This window comes from Staphylococcus sp. AntiMn-1 (assembly GCF_001663395.1).
GTDB lineage: Bacteria > Bacillota > Bacilli > Staphylococcales > Staphylococcaceae > Staphylococcus > Staphylococcus equorum.
Genome location: NZ_CP012968.1, coordinates 1,682,090 through 1,706,221 on the forward strand (window position 1 = coordinate 1,682,090; position 24,132 = coordinate 1,706,221).

Annotated in this window: 17 protein-coding genes; 7 read left to right on the forward strand and 10 right to left on the reverse strand. The window is 31.9% G+C overall.

Translation table 11 applies throughout. The annotated features are described in order from the left end of the window. Nucleotides 1-259 precede the first annotated feature (259 nt). The 3 genes from rpsR to rpsF are packed head-to-tail and all read right to left on the reverse strand — an operon-like array spanning nucleotide 260 to nucleotide 1,412. Nucleotides 260-502, reverse strand: a complete 243-nt coding sequence (rpsR, locus tag AOB58_RS08330; protein WP_002506086.1) for a 30S ribosomal protein S18 — start codon at nucleotides 500-502, stop codon at nucleotides 260-262. A gap of 51 nt (nucleotides 503-553) precedes the next feature. Next, nucleotides 554-1,087 (reverse strand): single-stranded DNA-binding protein, encoded by a 534-nt coding sequence (gene ssb, locus AOB58_RS08335; protein ID WP_002506087.1) that lies wholly within the window; start codon nucleotides 1,085-1,087, stop codon nucleotides 554-556. 19 nt (nucleotides 1,088-1,106) lie between these two features. After that, entirely contained in the window at nucleotides 1,107-1,412 is a 306-nt protein-coding gene (gene rpsF / locus AOB58_RS08340) for a 30S ribosomal protein S6 (RefSeq protein ID WP_002511967.1), read from the reverse strand. 403 nt (nucleotides 1,413-1,815) lie between these two features. On the opposite strand from rpsF, the gene AOB58_RS08345 reads away from it, so the two are divergent. Beyond that, entirely contained in the window at nucleotides 1,816-2,610 is a 795-nt protein-coding gene (locus AOB58_RS08345) for a GH25 family lysozyme (protein WP_021339623.1), read from the forward strand. Nucleotides 2,611-3,591: 981 nt separating this feature from the next. Here the strand turns inward: AOB58_RS08345 and ychF are convergent. The 6 genes from ychF to AOB58_RS08375 all read right to left on the reverse strand — a co-directional run bounded on the left by ychF (nucleotide 3,592) and on the right by AOB58_RS08375 (nucleotide 11,841). After that, on the reverse strand, nucleotides 3,592-4,689 hold the full coding sequence (gene ychF / locus AOB58_RS08350) for a redox-regulated ATPase YchF (protein WP_064783265.1): 1,098 nt from the start codon (nucleotides 4,687-4,689) through the stop codon (nucleotides 3,592-3,594). After that, nucleotides 4,689-4,904, reverse strand: coding sequence for a DUF951 domain-containing protein (locus AOB58_RS08355; RefSeq protein WP_002506091.1), 216 nt, complete (start codon nucleotides 4,902-4,904; stop codon nucleotides 4,689-4,691). The genes ychF and AOB58_RS08355 overlap by 1 nt, the downstream gene beginning before the upstream one ends. 21 nt (nucleotides 4,905-4,925) lie before the next feature. After that, nucleotides 4,926-5,810 (reverse strand): mechanosensitive ion channel family protein, encoded by an 885-nt coding sequence (locus AOB58_RS08360; RefSeq protein ID WP_021339622.1) that lies wholly within the window; start codon nucleotides 5,808-5,810, stop codon nucleotides 4,926-4,928. A gap of 1,301 nt (nucleotides 5,811-7,111) precedes the next feature. Further along, a complete protein-coding gene (locus AOB58_RS08365) occupies nucleotides 7,112-7,480 on the reverse strand; it encodes a Na-translocating system protein MpsC family protein (RefSeq protein WP_002506093.1) in 369 nt (122 codons plus the stop codon). Nucleotides 7,481-7,682: 202 nt separating this feature from the next. Then, nucleotides 7,683-10,310: a DUF2309 domain-containing protein gene (locus tag AOB58_RS08370; RefSeq protein ID WP_064783266.1), complete on the reverse strand. Its 2,628-nt coding sequence runs from the start codon at nucleotides 10,308-10,310 to the stop codon at nucleotides 7,683-7,685. A 1-nt stretch (nucleotide 10,311) separates the two neighbouring features. Next, the gene (locus AOB58_RS08375) at nucleotides 10,312-11,841 is read right to left on the reverse strand and encodes an NADH dehydrogenase subunit 5 (RefSeq protein ID WP_064783267.1); all 1,530 of its coding nucleotides are present in this window, start codon (nucleotides 11,839-11,841) and stop codon (nucleotides 10,312-10,314) included. Nucleotides 11,842-12,388: 547 nt separating this feature from the next. On the opposite strand from AOB58_RS08375, the gene AOB58_RS08380 reads away from it, so the two are divergent. From AOB58_RS08380 to AOB58_RS08405, 6 genes are all read left to right on the forward strand, one after another. Further along, complete coding sequence (locus AOB58_RS08380; protein ID WP_064783268.1) at nucleotides 12,389-13,273, forward strand: AraC family transcriptional regulator; 885 nt, start codon at nucleotides 12,389-12,391, stop codon at nucleotides 13,271-13,273. A 160-nt stretch (nucleotides 13,274-13,433) separates the two neighbouring features. Next, nucleotides 13,434-14,732: an alpha-glucosidase/alpha-galactosidase gene (locus tag AOB58_RS08385; RefSeq protein ID WP_064783269.1), complete on the forward strand. Its 1,299-nt coding sequence runs from the start codon at nucleotides 13,434-13,436 to the stop codon at nucleotides 14,730-14,732. Between the two features lie 197 nt (nucleotides 14,733-14,929). Further along, a complete protein-coding gene (gene melB / locus AOB58_RS08390; protein WP_064783270.1) occupies nucleotides 14,930-16,300 on the forward strand; it encodes a melibiose:sodium transporter MelB in 1,371 nt (456 codons plus the stop codon). A gap of 123 nt (nucleotides 16,301-16,423) precedes the next feature. After that, entirely contained in the window at nucleotides 16,424-16,690 is a 267-nt protein-coding gene (locus AOB58_RS08395) for an FmdB family zinc ribbon protein (protein ID WP_064783271.1), read from the forward strand. Between the two features lie 322 nt (nucleotides 16,691-17,012). Continuing rightward, the gene (locus tag AOB58_RS08400; RefSeq protein ID WP_002506100.1) at nucleotides 17,013-17,831 is read left to right on the forward strand and encodes an oxidoreductase; all 819 of its coding nucleotides are present in this window, start codon (nucleotides 17,013-17,015) and stop codon (nucleotides 17,829-17,831) included. Between the two features lie 22 nt (nucleotides 17,832-17,853). Then, nucleotides 17,854-19,131, forward strand: coding sequence for a condensation domain-containing protein (locus AOB58_RS08405; protein WP_002511957.1), 1,278 nt, complete (start codon nucleotides 17,854-17,856; stop codon nucleotides 19,129-19,131). Between the two features lie 572 nt (nucleotides 19,132-19,703). Here AOB58_RS08405 and AOB58_RS08410 read toward each other — a convergent pair. Beyond that, complete coding sequence (locus AOB58_RS08410; RefSeq protein WP_064783272.1) at nucleotides 19,704-24,038, reverse strand: non-ribosomal peptide synthetase; 4,335 nt, start codon at nucleotides 24,036-24,038, stop codon at nucleotides 19,704-19,706. Nucleotides 24,039-24,132 lie beyond the last annotated feature (94 nt).

A 24,132-nucleotide genomic window follows, 5' to 3' on the forward strand; every position in this document is an offset into this window, starting at 1 on the left:
GCTTTAAATCTTCTTATATTATTTTGGTCTTTCATGTACAAAGCATTCCCGATTCGATATGTTACGATTTATATTTCACAGTTACAAAAAACAAAGATTAATTTATATTCTTTTTATTCAAGTACCCCTTTTTCGACGATTAGAAACAAATATCACTCGTTCATCTAGCATATGTAATAATAAAATTCTCCACTATAATTAACACTACAAAAATAACCCCGTAAGCCTAAGCTTACGGGGTTTTCAGATACAATATCTATTATTGTTCTTCTTTAACATATGGTAATAATGCCATATGACGAGAACGTTTAATAGCTAATGTCAACATACGTTGATATTTAGCTGAAGTACCTGTTACACGACGTGGTAAAATTTTACCGCGTTCTGAGATAAAACGTTTTAATAAGTCTGTGTCTTTATAGTCGATGTGTGTAATTCCGTTTGCTGTGAAATAACAAACTTTTTTACGACGACGTCCGCCTCTTCTTGGTCCACCTGCCATGGTAACTGCCTCCCTTTTTATGATATTTTCTTATTTATATACGCTATATAATTAGAATGGTAAGTCATCATCACTAATATCAATTGGTCCGTTTGCATTTGCAAATGGATTATCCGATTGATTATTTTTGTTTGATGAATTGTTGTTATAATTATTGTTGTTGTTTTGGTTATTGTTTTGATAAGATGACGTATTTTGACCTGATTGTTGTCCGCCAAAGTTTTGGAAATTGTTATTTCCTTCTTGGGCATGACGTTGGTTTTGGTTTTTAGGTTCAAGGAATTGAACACTATCACAAACCACTTCAGTTACAAATATACGACGACCTTCTTGGTTTTCGTAGCTACGTGATTGAATGCGACCGTCAACGCCAGCTAAACTACCTTTGAATAAGTAGTTATTAACATTATCTGCTTGTTTTCTAAAAACGACACAGTTAATGAAATCTGCTTCGCGTTCCCCTTGCGCATTTGTAAACGTACGGTTTACTGCTAGAGTAAAAGTCGCAACACTCACGCCTGAGGGTGTTGTTCTATATTCTGGATCTTTCGTTAAACGACCGACTAAAACAACTCTATTTATCATTTAAACGAACCCCCAATTATTATTTTTTAGTCTTATCTTCGTCTGCACGAATTACGATATAACGGATGATATCATCGTTGATTTTAGCTAAACGTTGGAATTCATCAGTAGCTTCATTGTCTTCAGCTTGGATACGTACTAAGTTGTAATAACCTTCACTGAAATCATTAATTTCATAAGCTAAACGACGTTTACCCCAATCTTTAACTTCTAAAGCCTCTGATCCGTTAGAAGATAAAATACCGTTGAAACGTTCAACGACAGCTTTTTTAGCATCTTCTTCAATGTTCGGACGAACGATGTACATAACTTCATATGTTCTCATTTATAATTGCACCTCCTTGTGGTCTATGCGGCTCATCATCATATGTGATAAGCAAGGAATAATTTTCATTACTCACAATCAAGAATTATAGCACAGCGCATTACATTTTACAATGGTTATTGTACTGCTATAATCTAAAAAATATCAAAATGTTTCATATGAAACATGCTGTACAGTCACAATAAAATGCCTTTCAAATTTCTTGTAAAACGCTTTATGCTGATATTTAATATTTAAATTCTAAATAAAGTTAATCTTAATAAAAAATTGATTATATAAAATATATGGTTGATAAATCTTTTTAATTCTAATAGCATACAATTTGAGTTCGTTTTTTTATAATTATAAACTTATTTAGCACCTAGCATTTTCAAAATATTAATTACATATAAAGGAGAATATTATGGTTTCAGTAATCAAAAAAGGTTTAGTCACTGCAAGTGTATTATTTGCATCAACGTTAGCAATGAACGCAGCACACGCCGCTGGAGATACATCAAACCAAAAAGGAACGATGGGGTATGGCTATCAACAATACATTGAAAAACACCCTGAAAAATCATCCAAACAAAGTTCAAGTGAAGTACAATCTGAAGCAAGCACAACACAATCTGGCGAACGTGTTCTAGACATTTCAGAATGGCAAGGCGACTTAACTGAACAAGAAGTTATAGACCTTAAAGCTAATTACGACTTCATCATCATTCGTGCTCAATACGGCTCTGAAAAAGTGGATGCTTCATTGGAACACAATTCAGCTTTATTAGACAAACACGGCTTGGACTTTGGCGTATATTCTTATAGTATGTATGAAAATCCTGAAGATGCACGCTACGAAGCTCAAACATTATACAACCGTGCACCTAAAGCTAGCTTTTACATCAATGATTTTGAACAAGATACAGTCACTTCAGGTACTTCAGAAGAAAGTACATCTGCATGGTATGATGAAATGAAAAGTTTAGCTGGTAACAAGAAAGTACTATTCTATTCTTATGAAAATTTCATGAAGGAACATGCTTCAGAATCAGTAGGTGAATATGACGGTTATTGGATCGCTAACTACAATCCTGATCAACCTGCTAGTGAACATGTCTTATGGCAATATACTGATAGTTACGCATCACCTGAACTAGACCAAAATGTCGATGCAAACTACACTGGTCCAGGTGTCGATACATCATGGTTCACATCTTAAATTTATATACTTTAAAATATATTAGCTCATACATCACAACTGTTCAAGTTGGTTGTATGAAGTTCATTTAAATAACGACAACGATTTAGCCAACTCCAGACTCGTTAATAAAGCATTAGTCGAAGATTACAGGCTGACGTGCACAAACTAATGCCAATGTCGACACTCTGAGACAATCTCTATAATAGAGATTGTCTTTTTTTAAAACGTTAATTGAATATACTCTAATTTTATTGTAAGAAAAAAGACCAAACAACACGATGGGTTGTCCGGCCTCTTATATATTTGAATTCAACGTTATAAGTCGTTAAATTAAAATGTATTTTGATTGGGTGTTAAAGAATCATAACCTTTAATTAGGGTACTTCTAAGTAACTTTTATACTGGTAAGATGCTTGATACTAAGTCTAAAACTGTTTGTAATAATCCGCCTAACATAGTAACGCCTCCTTATTCTAAACATTGAATGTTGTTATTCTAATTGTTTAATCTAAGTGACACTTAAAATATAAATGTTACACAAAATATCTCGTATTATTTAAGTAATGCTTTAAAAATTAGTTCGATAATATTTTCTATCATAATCGAGCCCCTCCCATCACATAAACCTACTCACTATTTTTTTAACTATTCTACTTGATCAAGGATTAATCCAAGAATTTGTTCTACTAGATTTGCTAACATATGATGCACCCCCTTGAAGTGTCTAAATACAGACTAACATAAAACAAATTCCAATAAAATCATTTTGTGACCAAAAACAATATATTTACTAAAAGTTAACTTTAATTTTACATAAATTAATTATTTAATGTACAATTCAATTGATTGTGCTTTTATTCACTAAATATTCTATCGCACTGTTCCCTATTTTAGCTTTATATAATTGTGTAAAATTCCACAAAATACACATTGTAGTTTTAGACAAAATAAAAAAGCCTTCTCATCACTATTTTATAATGAGAAGACTTCATGCTTATCTTACACGTTAAATCTAAAGTGTACGACGTCGCCATCTTTCATAATATATTCTTTACCTTCTAAGCGCTGTTTCCCAGCATCTTTGGCACCATTTTCGCCATTGAATTCAACGTAATCATCGTAGCTTGTTACTTCGGCACGGATAAAACCACGCTCAAAGTCTGTATGAATAATACCCGCACACTGTGGCGCTGTCATACCTGAGATGAACGTCCATGCACGTACTTCTTGAACACCCGCAGTAAAGTACGTTGCTAAACCAAGTAAGTCGTATGTTGTACGAATTAAACGATCTAAACCAGGTTCTTCAATACCTAAGTCTTCTAAGAACATTTCTCTATCTTCATCTTCAAGCGTTGCAATTTCTTCTTCAATCTTAGCGCTAATTACGATAACTTCTGAATCTTCTTTGCTTGCATACTCACGAATTAATTTAAGTTTTTCGTTATCTTCATCGCCAATTTCATCTTCGCCTACATTAGCAATATATAACATTTCTTTAGAAGTTAATAACTGTGCTTGATTTACAAATTTTTGATCTTCATCATTAAATTCAAGGCTACGAACAGGATTTCCTTCTTCTAATGCTTCTTTAATTCTTGCTAAAATGCGAGCTTCATTCACTGCATCTTTATCTTTTTGTTTCGCCATTTTTTCTGCTTTTGGCAAACGTTTTTCAACAGATTCTAAATCTGCCAATACTAATTCCATATTGATTACTTCGATATCATCAACTGGGTCTACGCGTCCTGAAACATGTGTCACATTATCATCGTCAAATGCACGTACTACTTGGCAAATTGCATCTACTTCTCGAATATGTGATAAGAATTTATTACCAAGTCCTTCACCTTTAGAAGCCCCTTTAACGATTCCAGCGATATCTGTGAATTCAAATGTTGTTGGGATGGTTTTCTTTGGTTGTACCATTTCTGTTAATTTATTTAATCTGCTGTCTGGCACTTCTACGATACCTACGTTAGGATCGATTGTCGCGAACGGATAATTCGCTGCCAGTGCACCTGCTTTTGTGATTGCATTGAAAAGTGTAGACTTACCTACGTTGGGCAAACCAACTATACCTGCTGTTAAAGCCATTATTCATTCTCCTTATTTTCAGTATCTTGATGAGACACTAATATTTTTTTTAGTTTTTTATTAAAAGTTTGTCTTGGGATCATAATACTTCTTTGACAGTTTTCACATTTTATCCGGATGTCTGCACCTACACGAATGATTTTAAAACAATTCGTGCCACACGCATGTTGTTTTTTCATCTCTACAATATCATTTAAACCGTAATTTGATGTCATTCTGTCACACCTCCGAACATCTTATGCATTATTTTGTTGATTCGCGTCGTATTGTACCATCATAGGTTTCGGTATTTGAATCTCATGCTTTTTAAATAATTTTAAAATCTCTTTTCTTAAAATACGTGCACCTGAAAAACCTTCTCCAGGTATCGTTTCAGCAGAAATCCACAGTGTAATTTCATCTCTTGTAATGGAATTAATACCAATCACTTCTGGATTTGATATAAATAAATAATATTTAGAACGCATTGTTTCAAAATGTTCGACTAATATCTCTTCTACTTTATCTATATCTTCTTCTACGGAAACCGGTATTTCTACCATTGACTCACCATTCGTTACTGAGTAGTTTGTAATTTCACCCACACTACCATTAGGTAATGTTGTTAGCTCGCCCGTAATCGTATTAATTCGCATCGAACGTAAACCAATTGACTGTACTGTACCTTCCGCAACGGTAGTACCACTACTATTGATTTTAACATAATCTCCTACATCAAATTGATTTTCAAAAATAATGAAGAAACCAGTGATAATATCTTTAACAATTGTTTGTGCGCCGAAACCAACTGCTAAACCAACAACACCAGCACTAGCAATAATGCCTCCAACGCTTATACCAAACTTACTTAAGATTGTAGTCAATACGATAAACCATACCACATATGCTACTACGTTTTGAACTAATGCTATTAAAGTTTTAGAACGTTTTTTATTCGCTTTTTTACCTCTATTTTGTATTTTAAAGAATTGTGCTATTCCTTTATTTATAAAATGTAAGACAACCCAAGCCACAATGATATAAACAATAATCATGATGATATTCGATATCAATGTTTGATATGTCTCTGGCTTGGTTAATGGTTCAATTAATGAATAAAGGATGCTTTTAATTTGATCCAACTACACTTCCTCCTTAGCCATAACTCTATACCATTCTATTATAATCAATTTTTCTATGAAATAAATCCAACTTCAGCTTTAACTTCATAGAAAATTTTATAATTAAGAACAGTCGAAATATATTCTACAGAGACATAATTATTTTCTCTCACTAAAATAATTATAGACTTATATAGTTTATTAAAAATGTATCTGAAAGGATAGTTTTAAACCTTATATTGTACTTAAGCTTTAAAGGGGTTCTTTAATGAAGCTTTATATCAATAATCATTAAATTAATCGGATATTTCTAGTAATAGACTAATGATGCAATGATTAAAATTTGAAATTTCATTATAATATAACTTTTATGTATATCTTTATTTTTATTCCTAGTCATAAGATTGCCTACAGAACTTAAAAAATGGCAAAAGAAAAAGAACCATAATTAAAAATTATGATTCTTTAACACCCAATTTAGAATTATACTATAATGCATACACAAAATTCAAGTGTTTTACATTTTATTTGTTAAATTTTCAAACAAACAAAATTCACTACCTCCCAAATGTCTATAACTCTATTTAAATATATATAAATTTCATCAATCTCTTTTTACAATATTTAAAATACAACTAAATAAATATAAAATTACAATAAATTTAATATAATAACACTTGCGCATTAAATATAAACACTTAGGGATTTTTTACCAATTTTTTATGTATTTATTATAATATTCAGATAAAGGGGTGTATACAATGTTAGCAACTCTAGTAGAACAAATCCTTAACTTAGTATTAGACCAAGTAGAATAGCAATTACAAGATAGTATTTATGAAGGAGGGAATTGAAATGATTGAAAACATCGTTGAACTCATCTTCAAATCACTTTTAAAATAATCCTCGTAAATTTAGATTGAGACAATATTGCACTTTGTATAGCGTCTTGAACTATTAGGTTACATAACTTTTATAAGGAGGGGTATTATGCTAGGAGATATCGTACAAACAATTTTAGATTTAGTATCAAGTATTTTACCATTATAAGAACAAAACGTTAACGTTTAAGAACTCTAATTAAAGATTATGATTCTTTAACACCCAAATATATATATGATGATAGTCATTTTTTAAGTAAACGGTTCTTCTGAATTCCTATAATTAACAAGCACTTACTGAGCCTTACATCGGTAAGTGCTTGTTTTGCCAAAAATGCTTTAATTATAATATTAAAAAGCCTAATCAACTTCTATTTGGAAATTGATTAGGCTTTTTAAATACTAGCGTTTAATTTTCATTAATAAATGTGGTGAATTGTTCTATTCAGCAATTTGTTTTTCAAGGTCATTATGAAGTTTAAAAATCATCACACGTTCACCTGTACGAGAACTTAAATCAGTATGAAAACCTTTGACTTCTTCGCCAGTAATGGATAATACAATGTCATCGAGTGCTTCAATACCTGATTCCACGAGTTTTGAGCGTGTTCTTTTAATTGTTACTAGTCCTTCGTTCGTTTCACAAACTTTATACTCTGCTTGTGTTAATACACCTTGTAAACTCACAATAATCATATCGCGCAATATATCTGTTTTTACAGAAAGAGAGCCACGGCCAAGGAAGTCCTTTTCCCATTGAGTAATTGCTTTGCTGATTTCAGACTCATAAGTGCCTTTGGTTGTTTTCATTTAGTATGCATCTCCTGTAGAACCAAAATGAGGTTAAGTTAGATAATTATTTGAATAAAGATAACATTATCATTTTTTCATACTTTTCTCCATAGTTCTACAATATCACCTGGGAAATCATTTATATTATATTTAATAAATTAAGTACGATAAGATATCAATATTCTCATAGATTTTCAATGACATGATATTCAAATATAGCTTAATAATCCGTTGACCAGTCATGCCACTGGCCATCTTCATCAATCGTTGCTAATCTCACCCAACCGTTTTGTACTTTTTGTTGGAATGCTTTGTCCGCTTCCAGTCGTTCTTTCACAAAGTCTTCAGGCGCTTGAATCACTACAAGTAAACGTATAGGTGAATGATACATTTTATCATCTGACGACATCACGGATTGCCAAGGTAAACCTGTTAACAAATCACTCGCATTCCCTTGCATAACTCCAATGCCAGCTGTCACCGTTTGTGTTGTTTTACTACCACTACCATAATAATGGGGCGCAACTGTAGAAGCGTAATATTGTAAGTTAATCCATTGTGCTACAACTGCAGGTCCACCGATAATATTTGCTAATATACTACCATCAAGGTCGTTTTTCCAATCATAATTATGTAAAAACGCTCTACCTTGTAAGTTACCGTGCTTTGTTAGCTCACGTTGTCCAATAATAAAGGAGGCATTTTTAGCTAAGCCCCACTCTGGTCTTATCTCGCTCCAATCATTTGATAAGCGATGCGCTTCATTAACAGGGTTTTTCTTCGTTACGTTATTATTTGGTAATTGTTCTAAGCGTTGTTCGTTAGCATAATAACTGACGTTAGGCATTGCTGCTTCGATAGCATCATAAGCTTTTTGTGCCTCTTCTGGTAATTCTGGTACATAAACCCATTCTAATACGTCCACAGAAGTCTGATGTTCTGCAGCTGCGAATACGGTCGTTTCCGGAATTTCAATACCCTCACGTGCTAGCCCCTGTCTCACTTCTGGCAAGTTACATAACTTCGCTAATACTTTGCCATTAAAACCACTTGCTGCACCACCACATGCACCACAATCTAACGAGGCAGCATACGGGTTATTCGCACTTTGACTGCCATGACCACACATAACAACTAAGGGTGAAAAATCTGTCGTTAAATCCATTAAGCGTAGTGCTTGGCGTGTATAATTTAACTGCTCATCTTTTGTAAACCCTACAGGCAAACCATCTTCTTTACGATGATGGTGATCAAGTGTCAGTGCTGTATCTTCTGGTTTTTGTAACCAACCTGCATAGAACCTGCGAATCCCATTTCCTACACGATTAGGTATGAAACTACGCGTAAATGTTTGTAGCGTTAACCATGGACCACTGAGTTCTGGTAAGAGTAAACTTGGTAACACATTCTGCTTCATTTTTTTAAAAGTATATGTGACCGATTCAAGTACATGCTTACGTTGTCGGAAAATAGTTGGTTCTTTTTCCTGTGTATACTCTTTAATTTTATGCTGTGGCTTACTCATTACAGGTAAAGATGGATGACTATGTTGATTCCCAAGTTCATTTTTAGCAATCGGCAAACCAAAGAACCCTGCAATACCTATCGTTTCAAAGGGGCCTGCTGCTTCAATTTGTTTACGAAATGGCTCAGAACGCACATCTATACAAAATGCCATTTGTGCGAGTGGCGTGTCATTCTCTAACAACGCTTGCTTCTCAGGCGCAACAATCTTTCTTAATTGCTGATTATATGTTGCTTCCCACGCCTCTAACAATAATTTACGACGTAATTGATCATTAAACTGAGCGGCAAACAATACATGTTGTTGTTGTTCTTGCGTTGTTAATTTGTCCCATTGTTCTGCCGTAAAACCACCCCATTGCATCCATGACAAAATGCAATCCGTTAATGAAATAGATTGATTCGCTGACGTGTCATTTGTCGATATGTCTGATAAATATGGTTCCATGATTACCCACTCTATCCCTAAGCGAATCGCAAGGTAATCTAATAACAATGACTCCATTTTACTATTATTGTCGTGTTGCCATAGCATCATACCTGCCCAACCTGGTAATGATAATAAATGATTCTCTAAATAATTTTGTGTATCTTCCTCAGCAATACCTAATTTTAACAATGTTGTTCTAATTAATGATTCAGCATCATCAGGTAAAGTCTTCAATCGAGCACGTTGGTGTTTCGTTAACGCTGGATCATATTGGACTAAACGTCTCCATGAATAGAATAATCCTTTGTCACGATGAGGCATTGTCCACCCTGATTGTGCATCATCAACAAATAACTTACACCATTTAATAACGTGATAATCCACTGTATCGATTAATTTTTTATTATTTTCATCCATTACATATGTAGACAATAACGACGTTGAGCTTTTGACATCACTTGATAAATCTACATCCTCTAACTGTTGAGCCAATGCATCAACTTGCTCTTGTACATGCTGATTAGATTTTAAAGGATGTAATTTTAAAGCATTACGTCCATATTTCACTGCACTTTCTCTTGGGATTGCTAACGACGCTTGCTCCAACCACTTTTGGAATCGTTCCTCTATCTTACAGTCGTCTATTTCGCCCTGTTTCTTAGCTTCTAATATACTTGCTATCGCAGGGTAAATATCTACTTCTCGCACTTGTTTAAGCCAATGTGCAACTTCATCAAACGTTTTATCCTCTAACCCAGACCACGGACTTCTTGCCGCAAACACTGAAATGGGTGATAACGGGACAATAACCTTACTTGCAGCATCAATTAATTTTCGAATATCATTATGATTGTTTTGTGAAACATAATCTGTCTCTCTATTTGTTTCCCCCATTTTAGTGTCCTCCTTTTGTTAAATATGTTTTAAGGTAGTTTGGATGACGTTCTACAGTCTCAGCTTTTGCATCCCCGATACGTACAAGCCACATATATAATATTGAAAATGCAACCGATGAACGATTACGCGCGACCCACGTACTCATTAAACTACCAAGCAAGAGCACTAAAGCTACAATTACAACGACAAGCATAGGTGGTTGAACACTATTGAAAGTTATCGTATGTAAGGCGCTAGCGAAGAAGTGATGAACGATAAAGTATACTGCACCAACGACGATGAGTATCAATAAGCCCATGATACGTCCGAATTTCCCTTCTCCAAATGCTACAAGTTGTGTCCATGATACAGATAATGACCAAGCTAAGATGAGTCCACTCACTAAGCGGTAGCCTTCTCCTGGTGATGTAAGCCAAAAACCTAAACCAATCGCCAAAGCTAATATACGTCCTGACACAATCCATAAGTATGACATTCTCTCACTTGCACGACTTGGTACATTAAAGTGACGCACTGCTGAACCAGAACGTAAGAAGAGCGTTGCTTTAAATAGACCATGTAAAATCAAATGGATAATCGCAGGAATGTATGCACCCATTGCACACTGGATTAACATAAAGCCCATTTGTCCAATTGTTGATCCTACTAAAAGTCGTTTATAGTCTACATGCACTAAACTTATACCTGCACCAATCAGTACAGAAATACTCGCAAACAATAACAACACGAATGTTGCAATGTCACCATTAAATATCGGTGAAAACCTTGCTAATATGACGCCACCCGCATTAACGATACCTGCATGCATAATAGCCGACACTGGTGTTGGCGCTGCAACTGATTCTATCAACCATCTTTGAAATGGAAATTGTGCAGCTGGTACCATAACCGCTAATATAATGAGCATATTAATACCAAAACTTTCCCACGCATTAATTTGAGCTAAATTTGAAGCTGTGAAAATTGAGGTGTATCGCCATTCACCAGTTAGTAATGTCATCCACACTACTGCCAACAATAATGCTATCCAACTTAACAAAAACAATTTACCAGTTACTTTTGCAGCAGCTCTCGTCACTTTCCAAGCGCTTGTTAAGCTGATTAATAGCGTTAAACCAAGTAACGTTACACCCCAGCTGATAACCATAATACGCAAATCACCTGTTAACCAAGCCATTGCGGCAAAACTAGTCGTAATTGTAAATAAAGTGAAGTACTTTCTATAACTTCGATCGCCCATTAGATACTGTACACAATAACGCTGGATGATTAAGCCTATGACTAAAACGAAAAAGGCCATTAACCACGCTAGAAAATCTGAATACCAAAACCCTACTTCTATATTTTTCGGTGCGCCTATAAGTCCGATAAATGCTACAAGCGGCGGTAATGCCACTAAGAATATATGTATACGCACATACGCCAATGGTATGCGTGAATTTAAAAACATTATGCCACTCAATACAGAAACAATGACAGTGATAAAAAATATAATTAACAGTATTGATACATTAAGCGATGTGAGCATATTAGATTCTCCTTTCTTTTTACATTACTTTTAGCGTTACAAGATTAAACTACTTTCATTTATAACTTGCTATGTCCAGTTATTTTTCCATTAAAAAAAGCCGACAATATACAATAAACCACGCATGATTTATTACAATTGTCGGCTTCATTACAACGCACTTTTTAAAGAAGTGATTTGCTTTGCTACCTTATATGTATGAATGTTTATGAATTTTATACTCTAAAATATTACATTTAATCTTATATGACGGATGATTTTAACTTTTCAACACTATTCGTACACTTTTTCAATTTGCCAATAATATTATTAACAACTTGCTAAAGCTTTAACATCGTGAAAAAAGCAGTATTCAACGACTATATTTATTTTTATTTAATATTACAAATATATACTTATTATTCGTGATTGTCAAGAAACACAAACTTCATTCAAATCTGTACCTCCTATTGTAAAAGTGCAAAATATAACAACTAGTTGTTCGAGAAATGAGTGAAATGTAAATGAAGCATGTTAAAATGAGTAACAAAAGTTGGGAGGCGTAGATTTGGAAAATAGGTTAAATTATAATTCTTATGGTTTTAGATTTAAAGGAGATTATCAAGATAAAGTTGCTGGATTAAATGCAATGGGTTTTGAACTTCAACAAAGCCAAGAATACAAATGGCATGGTTTAAATCGTGGAGAAAATGATGTATTTATCTTTCAGTATACGACAAATGGCTATGGCATTATTCAAATAGAAGATAAAACTTTTAATTTAGAAAAAGGAGAAGCTTTTTTTGTCAAAGTTCCAAGTAACCATTGCTATTATCTACCTCATAATTCAAATGAATGGGAATTTCTCTATTTCACAATTTATGGCGATGAAGTCAGTAGATTATTTAATATAATTGTAAATACATACGGAAATATATTCAAATTACCTTTACACTCAAAACCAATTAAACATATTATAGAAACTTTAGAAAAAGTGGATACTATCGGAATCAACCATGGTTACGACGCTTCTTCTTGCGCCTACGCCTTTATTATGAAGTGCTTAGAGTATTTTGAATACGGCTATCAACACTCTGATGATTTCCCTCTATCTATTACAAAAGCGATTAACTTCATTGAAAAATATTATCAAGAAGACATAAGTCTAGATGATATTGTTAAAGTGTCTAATTTATCTAAGTATCATTTCACCCGCCAATTTAAAAAGTCTATAAAAGAAACCCCTATTAATTTTTTAGCAAAAACTAGAATAAACAAATCACTTATTTTATTAACCTCAGATGATAAGAACATTGAATATATCGCACAAGAAGTGGGCTACACTTCTAGTAATTATTTTAGTAAAGTATTTAAAAAGTTTATCGGGACAACTCCAAATAATTACAGAAAAACCATCAATATAATGCCTGTAGATAAAGTTTTCACCGATTGATAAAGAGCAATATATTACTCTTTTTAAAAATATTTACGCTTGTTTATCCTCTAGTTAATGACTAACCTAAAAGTAAGCTATAGCGATTCAAGTATTTTATTTCCATAAAATAAATTCAGTTGTTTAAGTTTTATTTTCCAACTGTCAGGAGGAGTAAATATTGAAAAAGATTACATTTTTAGGTGCAGGAAGTACTGTTTTTGCAAAGAATGTACTAGGCGATTGTATGACTGTGGATGCTTTGCAAGATTTTGAATTTGCATTATTTGATATAGATAAAGAGCGTTTAAAAGATTCAGAAATGATGTTGAATAACTTGAAACAAAATATGAATTCTACCATTACAATTAAAGTATATCAAAATCGTAAAGCAGCATTGAGTAGAGCAAAATATGTCATAAATGCAATACAGGTCGGTGGCTATGATCCGGCTACAATTACTGATTTTGAAGTACCAAAAAATTATGGATTACGACAAACAATTGCCGACACACTTGGCATTGGTGGCATTTTTCGTAATTTGAGAACTATTCCCGTAATGCAAGATTTTGCCAACGATATAAAAGAAGTTTGTCCCGAAGCTTGGTTTTTAAATTATACAAACCCCATGGCTGTTTTAACAAATATTATGTTGAAAGAAGGCATTAAGACAGTGGGCCTATGTCATAGTGTGCAAGTATGTGCTAGTGAATTACTTGAGTCTTTGGAATTACCAAAAGATAACATACAGTGGAAAATCGCTGGAATCAATCATATGGCTTGGCTATTAGAAATTAAACGTAACGAAAAAGATCTTTATCCAGAAATTAAAAAGCGAGCTAAAGAAAAACAAAAAACAACTCACGACGACATGATTCGGTTTGAATTACTGGATAAATTTGGCTATTACGTCACAGAATCGTCTGAACATAATGCCGAATACCATCCATACTTTATCAAAAGCCAGTATCCGGAATTAATAGCTAATTACAATATTCCATTAGGTGAATATCCACGACGTTGTGTTAAACAAATAGATGATTGGAAACAAATGCGCGATGATATTGTTAATGATCAAAACCTTTCACATGAACGATCTCATGAATACGGTTCTTATATTATTGAAGCTATGGAAACAAATAAGCCATTTAAAATTGGTGGCAACGTTTTAAATACAGGTGGATTAATCAATAATTTACCTGAAAATGCAGTTGTTGAAGTTCCTTGCTTAGTAGATGCAAATGGTGTTTCACCTACTTATGTTGGGGATTTACCAGAACAACTTGCAGCCCTCAATAGAACAAATATAAATACACAATTATTAACAATTGAAGCTGCTTTAACTAAAAGTAAAAGTAAAATTTACCAAGCTGCTATGTTAGATCCACATACCGCAGCTGAGTTATCTATTAACGACATTATTTCCTTATGCGACGATTTAATTGAAGCACATGGCAATTGGTTACCAGAATATAATTAAAATAAAAACCAGGCTTTTACTATTTATCTTAGAAAAGTCTGGTTTTTCTAAGATTATTAAATTCCATTAATGATTACACAATGTAGACATATAGCTTAACACTCTATTTCACAAGCATATTAACTATGCGTATTTTGTTAACGCAATAATTTAAAGCGCTTTCATTATTGATTAGATACTATAGAGAGGTGATATAATTGGAGAGACAAATAACCCGTAAAGAAAAATATTCATTTGGAATTGGTGCATTTGGTAAAGATTTGGTTGTTAACTTAATAGGTATATATCTTATGTATTATCTTACCGACATCTTAGGTGTTGCGGCCGGTTTTGTGGGCTCATTATATTTTGTTGCTCGTATTTGGGATGCGATTAACGATCCAGTCATGGGAATGATTGTGGATAAAACTAAAACTAAATGGGGGAAATTCAGACCCTGGTTAGTCATAGGCACACTTATAAATTCTATTGTAACAATTATTTTATTTACAGATTTTGATTTAACAGGAACAAGTTTATATATATTTATTTCAATTATGTATATTCTTTGGGGCATGACTTATACAATGATGGATGTGCCTTATTGGTCATGGTTACCTAATCTAACCAATAATCCCACCGAACGTGAAGAAGTATCTGTCATCCCTCGTATTTTTGCGAGTTTAGCAAACTTAATTCTTGGAGCTATAGGTTTAAGCGCTGTAATATATTTAGATACAATTTTCGGCACTGGAGATCAATCTACTGGTTTCTTAATTTTAACAGGAATTATCATTCTTTTTTTCATAACTACAATGGGCATTACCGTATGTAATGTAAAAGAGGCTCCTACAAATATTGATACTGGTATTACACTACGCTTTAAAGATATTTGGCGAATACTATTTACCAATAAAGAATTACTAGCCTATATCGGTATCCTAATTACGTTTTTCTTATGTACTCAAATCATTGGCAATGTACTCATTTATTATTTTAGTTATGTGGCAGAATCAAAATTCTTATTTGCCCTATATAACGGTATGGGATTTGTAGAAATTATAGCATTAATTCTTTTCCCTAGAATTGCCAAATTACTTACAAGAGAACGTATATTTCCTATTGCAACATGTAGTATCATTATAGGCCTACTCATTTTATTACTAGCTAGTTATGTTTCACCAAGTGCTATATTACCAGTTGTTATAGGTACTACTTTTATAAAAATTGGCACTGGATTTATCATGGGTATTATAACAGTTTCTATTGCCGATGTAATAGACTATAGTGAAATGAAATTTGGTCAAAGAAACGAAAGTGTCATTACTTCTACTCAAACATTTTTAATGAAAACAGCTATGGCAGTTTCTGGTTTGATTACTGGTTGGAGTTTAACTTTTTTAGGTTATCAACCTGGTGTAGAACAAAGTGAATTCACCAAGAATGGATTGCGTTTTATCATGACTATTCTACCTATTATTTGTATAATAGCAAGTTACCTCATTTATAAATGGAGCTATAATTTAAAAGGTACATACATTAAAGATGTAGTACATGTATTGAATCAAAGAAAAAGTAAAAAAGGTTGATATTAAAAACAAACGAAAGTATTAGATACTCTCATTTGTTCTTTGATTTTAAAATTCTACACTTTCAATTCCCCGGGAAATATTCAAAGGTGATATTTTGCCCGAATTGGAGCCTGATGAATAATGCCAAACTACACATACACATGTCCGACTTGTGATGAATTTACAATTCGTCAATCCATGAACGACATACACAATAACGTTTCGTGCCCTGAATGTGGACATTTATCTAAACGTGTATATACTGCTTTTCAAACCTATGGAATGGACTCAAAGTTAAAAAACCGTATTGAACAAGGACAACAACCTAAACTCGTTACCAAAGATAAATTACCTCAACAAAATCGTGCAACTACAAATGCTGTCAGACCTTGGATGGCCGGACATTAATATATTTAATAGCATTACAAATACTCAGATCCACCATTGCTTAGAATTAAGTAGTAATGGTGGATCTTTTATATTCATTACTTCTAAATAATAATTTCATCGGTACATTCACACCCTCACACTGAGTACATTTAATTTAAAAACATTAATTTTACTTTCAGTAGATAGAATTAACATTTCGTTAATAATTTTAATAAAACTAAAAAGAGTTATTTTTTTAATAAAAGTATAATTTGTGATATATTTATAAAATAATCATCATATATATATTAAGTTTACTTAATATTTTTATTTATTTTCAAAAACAAAGGGGATGGTTTTAATGAAAGTTGCTATAGTCACAGGAGCAAGTAGTGGAATTGGTTTTGATACAGCTAAAATGTTAGCCAAAAAAGACTACCGTGTTTATGCTCTTGCAAGAAACACAAAGAAAATGCAAGGTTTATTAGCATATAATGTCAAAATAATGAAACTAGACATAACAGATTATAATGCAATCAAAGAAGTAGTTAACCATATTTTAAATAAAGAAGGCCATATAAATATTTTAATAAATAATGCTGGCTATGGATCATATGGTGCTATTGAAGATGTATCAATTGAAGAAGCGAAAAGACAGTTCGAAGTAAATCTATTTGGTCTATCTGAAATAACAAGAGCCGTTATACCTTCCATGCGTGAACAAAAAGCAGGAAAAATTGTAAATATATCGTCAATCGGTGGACGTATACCTAATTATCTAGGAACTTGGTATCATGCTTCTAAACATGCTTTAGAGGGATACAGCGAAAGCTTACGTTTAGAACTTTCCGAATTTGGTATAGACGTTATCGTTATTCGACCGGGTGGTATAAAAACAGAATGGTCTTCTATTACAGCTCAAAATCTTAAATCATCTGCTAAAGGAGGAATCTATGAAGAAAAAGCTTTAACACTGGCAAATTCAATGATTAAATTAAATTCACTTAATTTATTTTACCCTCCTTCCGCTGTAGCTAAAGTTATAACTAATTCAATAGAAAGACGCTTTGTAAAACCGCAATATATTGTCGGTTTCCTTGCTAAAACCTCTATTTTTTTACATGCATTACTACCAGTTAAGCTATATAATTTTATTATCAAAAAACCGGTATCTAAATAATTTATGACAGGAGCGAATTTAAATGTCCACTGCAAATCTAACTTTGGCTCAAAATCATTATGCAATGTTGGAGTTATCACAACCTAATACAAGCATTTCTAATCTTTCTAATTTATTATATATCGAAAACACTTATTCTTATGATGCAATAAACAATGCATTAAATAAGCTTGTTGAAAATTTTGATGCATATAGAATTCATATAATTAATGAATCAGGTGAACTAAAACAATCTTTACAACCTTTTAATTTCGAATACTTCCCATTAGTTGAATTTACAGACGAAGCTCAATATAACGCTTGGATTGATCAACAAAAAAGCAAATGCTTATTTGATTTAAATAGCGATTTATACGACTTTACAATTGTAAAAAAACCCGATGGAAAACATTGCGTTTTCTTCACACATCATCATATTATTACTGATGCATGGAGCATAACGCATTCCGTTAACTATGTCGCAAAAACTCTGATTGGCCACAATATGGAACCCAATCCTTATTCTTATTTAGATATCACTAATGATGACAAAAAATACTTAAATTCTAACCGTTATGAAATCGATAAAAATTATTGGTTTAATAAAGTATTGAATTTTGAAATTACTGATTTTTTACCAAAGTTACAAAATGAAAATTATAAATCAGTAAGAAAATCTTATTCTCTTACTGAAGATGAATTTAAGTTCCTTCATAAAATGTGCAGTGATTATTCTATTAGTATTAGTACAATGTTTATGTCTTTAATGCATTTATATGTTAGTAAATTATCGAATAAGAAGCAAAATTCAATTGGTTTAATGGTACATAATAGAAGTAGTAACATCGAAAAAGAAACTTGTGGTCTTTTTACAAAAGCGCTACCATTAATTGTTGAAATAAACCCTGAGCAAACTGTTGAAAGTTTTATCAACTTAGTTAAAAAAGAGAACTTCACTTTACTAAAACATAGAAAAATACCTACTACATTATTAATAGAACAAAATAAGGAAAAAGATGTAACGGCCTTAGCTGATTTTGCTATTTCATATCATAATATGCAATATGATAATGAAATTACAAAAGAAGGTTTTAAAGAGGAATGGTTATTAAATGAAGCAAATCTTTACAACAAATTAAATATGAATATTAGTAATAGAAATAATGAGAATACATTGCATATCGATTATGACTTCAGCACATTCTATCTAAGCGAGACTTATATTGAACAAATGCATTATAGTTTAATGGATATTTTAGTTCAATTTCATAATAATCCGCACACATGCTTAAACGACATAGACGTTGTTCCTTTTAAATGAGGTCGATAATTCATGGTAAATATTACTTTGTTTTGTATTCCACATGCAGGGGCAATAAATTTATATTTCACCCCTAAAATATAAACTTCAAAAATGATATTGCTTTAAAACCATTAGAACTTCCAGGTCATGGAGAAAGATTAAGGCTCTTTGTTAAAGAGGATTGATACAATTTTTTGAGATTAGGCAACCTTATGTTGCTTAATCTCTTTTTTGCTTGAAGAAGCATAAAGTATTGAAGTTAGTAAAATACGGCTCATACATATCAAGTGTATGAGTCAAAACTTTGTACCTTTCTGTTAAGTGAAACGGTAAATATTTTTCATGAGTGTAATTTTCTATCTTTTACGATATCCATGACTTTATATGTTGTTGCGTCGCAAAAGATGAAACTATTAACACTTGTCCACATGTTTAACGCATTTAAATTCATCCATCTTATTGTCAATGATAGATATTTTTTGCGCTTTTTTATACCAAAAAACAGGACTGATTTTTAAGTCTGTCCTGTTTAGTATAGATCCTAAAAAATAAAAACGAGGTAGCAAAATAAAATTTGCTACCTCATTTTGTTAGAAATTATTTTTTGTATGATTAATCATTATATTTAATGTATTTTCACTTGTTGGTTCCCACTGGAAATTCAATTTTTCTAGTATGAAATTAGTTTTATAATCCAAAATTTCAAAATGTGCTTTATTAAATAATGTATTGTCTAAGATACCTGTATGCAGTAGAAATGCATTGACTTCATCACTCATTACACCAAGATTTATACATTCCATTAAGTGATCCAAAAAAGCATCCCAATAAACAGCTTCTATATAATGGTTGTTCTCATTATATACTGCCATTAATTTCTGGAGTGATAAGCGCTTGTTGTTATAAATGTGATGGATTTCATTGCTTAATTGATCATTCAATATTAATTTATTACATGCTTTTGCAGCTTGGTCCACATGAGTAAATTCTAAGTCATCTTCTTCGAGCCTTGGAAACTTTTGAAGCATCTTGAATGATTTTATAACACTATAAAAAGCATTGTTTTCTTCATTTTTTTGAAAAATTCCTGTTCTAGAGTCACATTGTAAGTTACCTAGTCTATAAATGTTCGTCTCAATGCCTTCTTCACGATAAGCAATAAGTAATTTTTCAGCTTCTATTTTACTATCAATATAAATATTATTTGGTTTTTGAGAAATATCCACGTCATATTCAGAAAAAGTACTACTATCTTTATCCTCTATACTGCCTGAAGCTATACTAATTGTAGACATATGGTGAATTTCTTTTTTATTTTTATCTTTTGCAAACGATATTAAGTTATGGATTGATTTAACATTTGTGTTATAAGAAGACTCTTCTGTCGCAAAATGATTTACATTTGCTGCTGCATTTATAATAATATCTATATTATTTACTAAATAATCATAATTGCTATTAGAAAAACCTAAATATTTTGATTCAATATCGCCCTCTACAAAATGAATACGACTCAAATCCTCTGTTTTTAATTGAGAATTAAAGTAATAGAACCAATTGTTATTTAATTTGTTCTCACCACTTATTTTTTCACTATTTCTCACTAAGACATAAATAATTAAATCTTTACGTTCTAGTAGATCTTTTAATATATGGATACCTAAATAACCTGTAGCTCCTGTCAATAATATTTGTTTATCTGATTTAACTACATCTTTATCAATAAATTTATAATTTTCATTACTTTTCACTTTGTAATCATTGATTTCAGATATAAAGTCACTATTAAAATGATGTTCATTCTTAACATTCGGAATTTTTAATGCGTCTAATTTTGTCATTACATTCATTTCTTCACGTTCAACCAACGCTTTACTTATAGATGCAATGGTCTGTAACTCAAAGATGTCTTTAATTGATATATTATATGATTTAGATATTAAAGATGTTAACTTTATAGCCTTAAGTGAATCTCCTCCCATTTCGAAGAAATTATCATGAATACTAACTTGATCCACATGTAATACTGCTTCAAACGTTTCTGCTACAGCGCTTTCCATATCATTTGTCGGCGCTACATATACTTTACTTTCAACTTTAATTTCTGGTAAAGCTTTTTTATTCAGCTTTCCATTTGAAGTTACTGGCAGTTCATCAAGTTGCGTCATATATGCAGGTATCATATAATCTGGTAACTTTTGACCTAAAGATGTTTTTAAAGATCCAAAATCAAGTGAGTCATCTGATACTAAATACGCACAAATAGATAGTTCATTATCAACCATCGGTCTCGCTACAATCGCTACATCATTGATATGAGTATGTTGTCTTAAAATACTTTCTATTTCACCCAATTCAATACGATAACCGCGTATTTTAACTTGTTCATCTATACGGCCTATATAAATAATATTGCCGTCGCCATTCCATTTCGCTAAATCTCCCGTACGATATAATTTACCTTTCCCAAATGGATTATCAATAAATTTCTCTTGTGTTAATTCAGGACGATTTAAATAACCTGCTGTGACACCGACACCTGCAATACAAAGTTCACCAGGCACTCCGATACCCATTATATTATTATCTTCATTTAAAATATAAGCTTGAATATTGGAGATTGGTTTGCCGATTGGAATCGAATCATATGTTTTATGATTTTCACAGTCAAAACTTGTTACGTCAACGGTTGTTTCAGTAGGGCCATATAGGTTGAGTAAGGCAGTATTGTTTTTATTTCCAATAAAATGATTAAAGTCATTAACTTGTTCCGGTTTTAATGCTTCTCCACTAGCTAAAACATATTTTAGTTTCGAAATGGCTTGTGCGTTGTTTGTAGATTTAATAAAATTAACAAACATATTTAACATCGACGGCACGAAGTGAACCATCGCTACTGAGTAACCTTCTAATAATTCAGTTATTTTTTCAGGGTTCCCTTCTTCTCCAGAAGGTAGTAGAACAATTTGACTACCAAGCATTGCCCAGCCAAAGATTTCCCATACTGAAACATCGAATGTATAAGGCGTTTTAAATAATATTGTATCTTCACCATCGACATTATATTTATTTATCACCCAGTTTAAACGGTTCATAACGCCTCCACTATGCGCCATAACGCCCTTCGGTTTTCCAGTTGTACCTGAAGTATAAATAACATACATTAAGTTAGACTCATCTGAAATTTGTTTTAAATTAGAAGTTGGGAATGCTTCTAACCTTGTTGTTTCAGTTAAATCAATGACTTTATTTCCATAATTTATAGCTTCATCTAATTCTCGATCTGTTAATAAAACCTTCGGTTGACTATCTTCTAAAATATAATTAATGCGGTCAATTGGGTACTTAGGATCGATTGGAACATAAGCACCACCTGCTTTTAAAATCCCATAAATACCAATAATCGTTTCAAGTTGTCGATCCATAATTAAGGCAATTAAACTGTTAGCTCCAACACCTTCAGCTCTTAATTGATAGGCAAGCTGATTCGCACGTGCGTTTAACTCATCATAATTTAAACTTTCACCTTCATACGTAATGGCTGTTTGATAAGGCGTTGCTTTTACTTGTTTTTCAAAACGCTCTACAAATGTTTCCTTATTATTTAAACTAGCCTCTGTATCATTAAATTCATTTAAAATTGTATATTTCTCATTTTCATCCAATATCTCTATATTTTTGATTTTTGTATTTGGTTTTTCTATTGCCTTATCCATGATTTTTAAAATAATATTATGTAAATCTATAATTTCTTTCTCATTTACAATAGCTGTTTGATAATCATAATCTACAGTTAAAGTGTTCTTTCGATTTCTATTACTAATATTCACAGTTAATGGCGCGTTATTTGAGCCATTTTCTATCCATTCATCTGAATAAACATTTTTTAAAACTTCATGACTGTATTGAGTATTTTGGTAAGAGATCAGACAGTCTAATAGTCCTTTTTGCCCACCACTATCTTCTACTATATTTCTATAAGGGTATTTTCTATGCTTTAATATATTGAAGGTTTCATATTTTGTTTGAGTTAATAAATCAGATATAGAATAATCACTAGAGACATCAATTATAATTGGCAACGCCCTTGAAAATACTCCTGTAACTCCTTTTTCTGCTTTTTTATTTCTATTATGCATTATCGACCCAACTGAAATTTTTTTCGATGTCGTTTTTTTATATTTTATAATAATCATCATAGCAGAGAATAAATTATTAATACTTATATTATTTTTTTCACAAAATTCGTGTATTCTATGGGTTTCAATATCAGACAAACTATAACTTTTTCTATTACTATGACCATTATTATCACTATTTTTCTCGAATAATTCATTGTCTTCTAAATTTTCAGTCTTTTTCAACCAGAAAGATTTATCTTTTTCAAATCTTTTAGTATTTTTATATTCTATTTCTTCTTCGATGTAATCAAAATATGTAGATTCTATTTCCTTGCTATTCGGTCCATCATTTAAATATTTACTTATTGTATTTGCAGCTACTGTTATACTCCATGCATCTGAAATGACATGATGTTCCATCAAAAATATTCCGATTTTTCCAGTAGGTAATTTCACTATTTTAAAGTCAAATAAGTCACTATCTGTTGAAAATAAATTTTTGCGTGCTTGTTCATTAATCCATTTGGTATACCCTACTTGATTATTCTTAAAGTCAACAAAATCAAATTTTTTGTCTTTATGTTCACTAATATATTGTTTATATTCACTCTTCACTTTTTTCAATTTAATTCTATAAGTTTCATGTGTTTTTATTAGATTATTTAATGCTTTTTCTATTTCTTCTATTTTAATACCAGGTTTAATATAAATAATAACTGATATATTATTAATACTATTATTTTCATAATATTCTTGTAGTTGAATAATCTCAGTTTGTGCATCTGATAAATTAATTGTTTCCATAATTAAACCCCCTTTTTTTATATCTTAAGATTAACATATTTTTTAAAAAAATAACCTTTTATAACTTTTATTATTATTAAAATAAAGGTTATAA

Excerpts from the sequence above, each read along its gene's own strand:
- rpsF (WP_002511967.1), bottom strand. The coding sequence starts at position 1,412 with ATGAGAACATATGAAGTTATGTACATCGTTCGTCCGAACATTGAAGAA.
- AOB58_RS08370 (WP_064783266.1), bottom strand. The coding sequence starts at position 10,310 with ATGGGGGAAACAAATAGAGAGACAGATTATGTTTCACAAAACAATCAT.
- AOB58_RS08410 (WP_064783272.1), bottom strand. The coding sequence starts at position 24,038 with ATGGAAACAATTAATTTATCAGATGCACAAACTGAGATTATTCAACTA.
- AOB58_RS08395 (WP_064783271.1), top strand. The coding sequence starts at position 16,424 with ATGCCAAACTACACATACACATGTCCGACTTGTGATGAATTTACAATT.
- AOB58_RS08365 (WP_002506093.1), bottom strand. The coding sequence starts at position 7,480 with ATGAAAACAACCAAAGGCACTTATGAGTCTGAAATCAGCAAAGCAATT.
- AOB58_RS08375 (WP_064783267.1), bottom strand. The coding sequence starts at position 11,841 with ATGCTCACATCGCTTAATGTATCAATACTGTTAATTATATTTTTTATC.
- ssb (WP_002506087.1), bottom strand. The coding sequence starts at position 1,087 with ATGATAAATAGAGTTGTTTTAGTCGGTCGTTTAACGAAAGATCCAGAA.
- ychF (WP_064783265.1), bottom strand. The coding sequence starts at position 4,689 with ATGGCTTTAACAGCAGGTATAGTTGGTTTGCCCAACGTAGGTAAGTCT.
- AOB58_RS08400 (WP_002506100.1), top strand. The coding sequence starts at position 17,013 with ATGAAAGTTGCTATAGTCACAGGAGCAAGTAGTGGAATTGGTTTTGAT.
- rpsR (WP_002506086.1), bottom strand. The coding sequence starts at position 502 with ATGGCAGGTGGACCAAGAAGAGGCGGACGTCGTCGTAAAAAAGTTTGT.
- AOB58_RS08405 (WP_002511957.1), top strand. The coding sequence starts at position 17,854 with ATGTCCACTGCAAATCTAACTTTGGCTCAAAATCATTATGCAATGTTG.
- AOB58_RS08355 (WP_002506091.1), bottom strand. The coding sequence starts at position 4,904 with ATGACATCAAATTACGGTTTAAATGATATTGTAGAGATGAAAAAACAA.
- AOB58_RS08345 (WP_021339623.1), top strand. The coding sequence starts at position 1,816 with ATGGTTTCAGTAATCAAAAAAGGTTTAGTCACTGCAAGTGTATTATTT.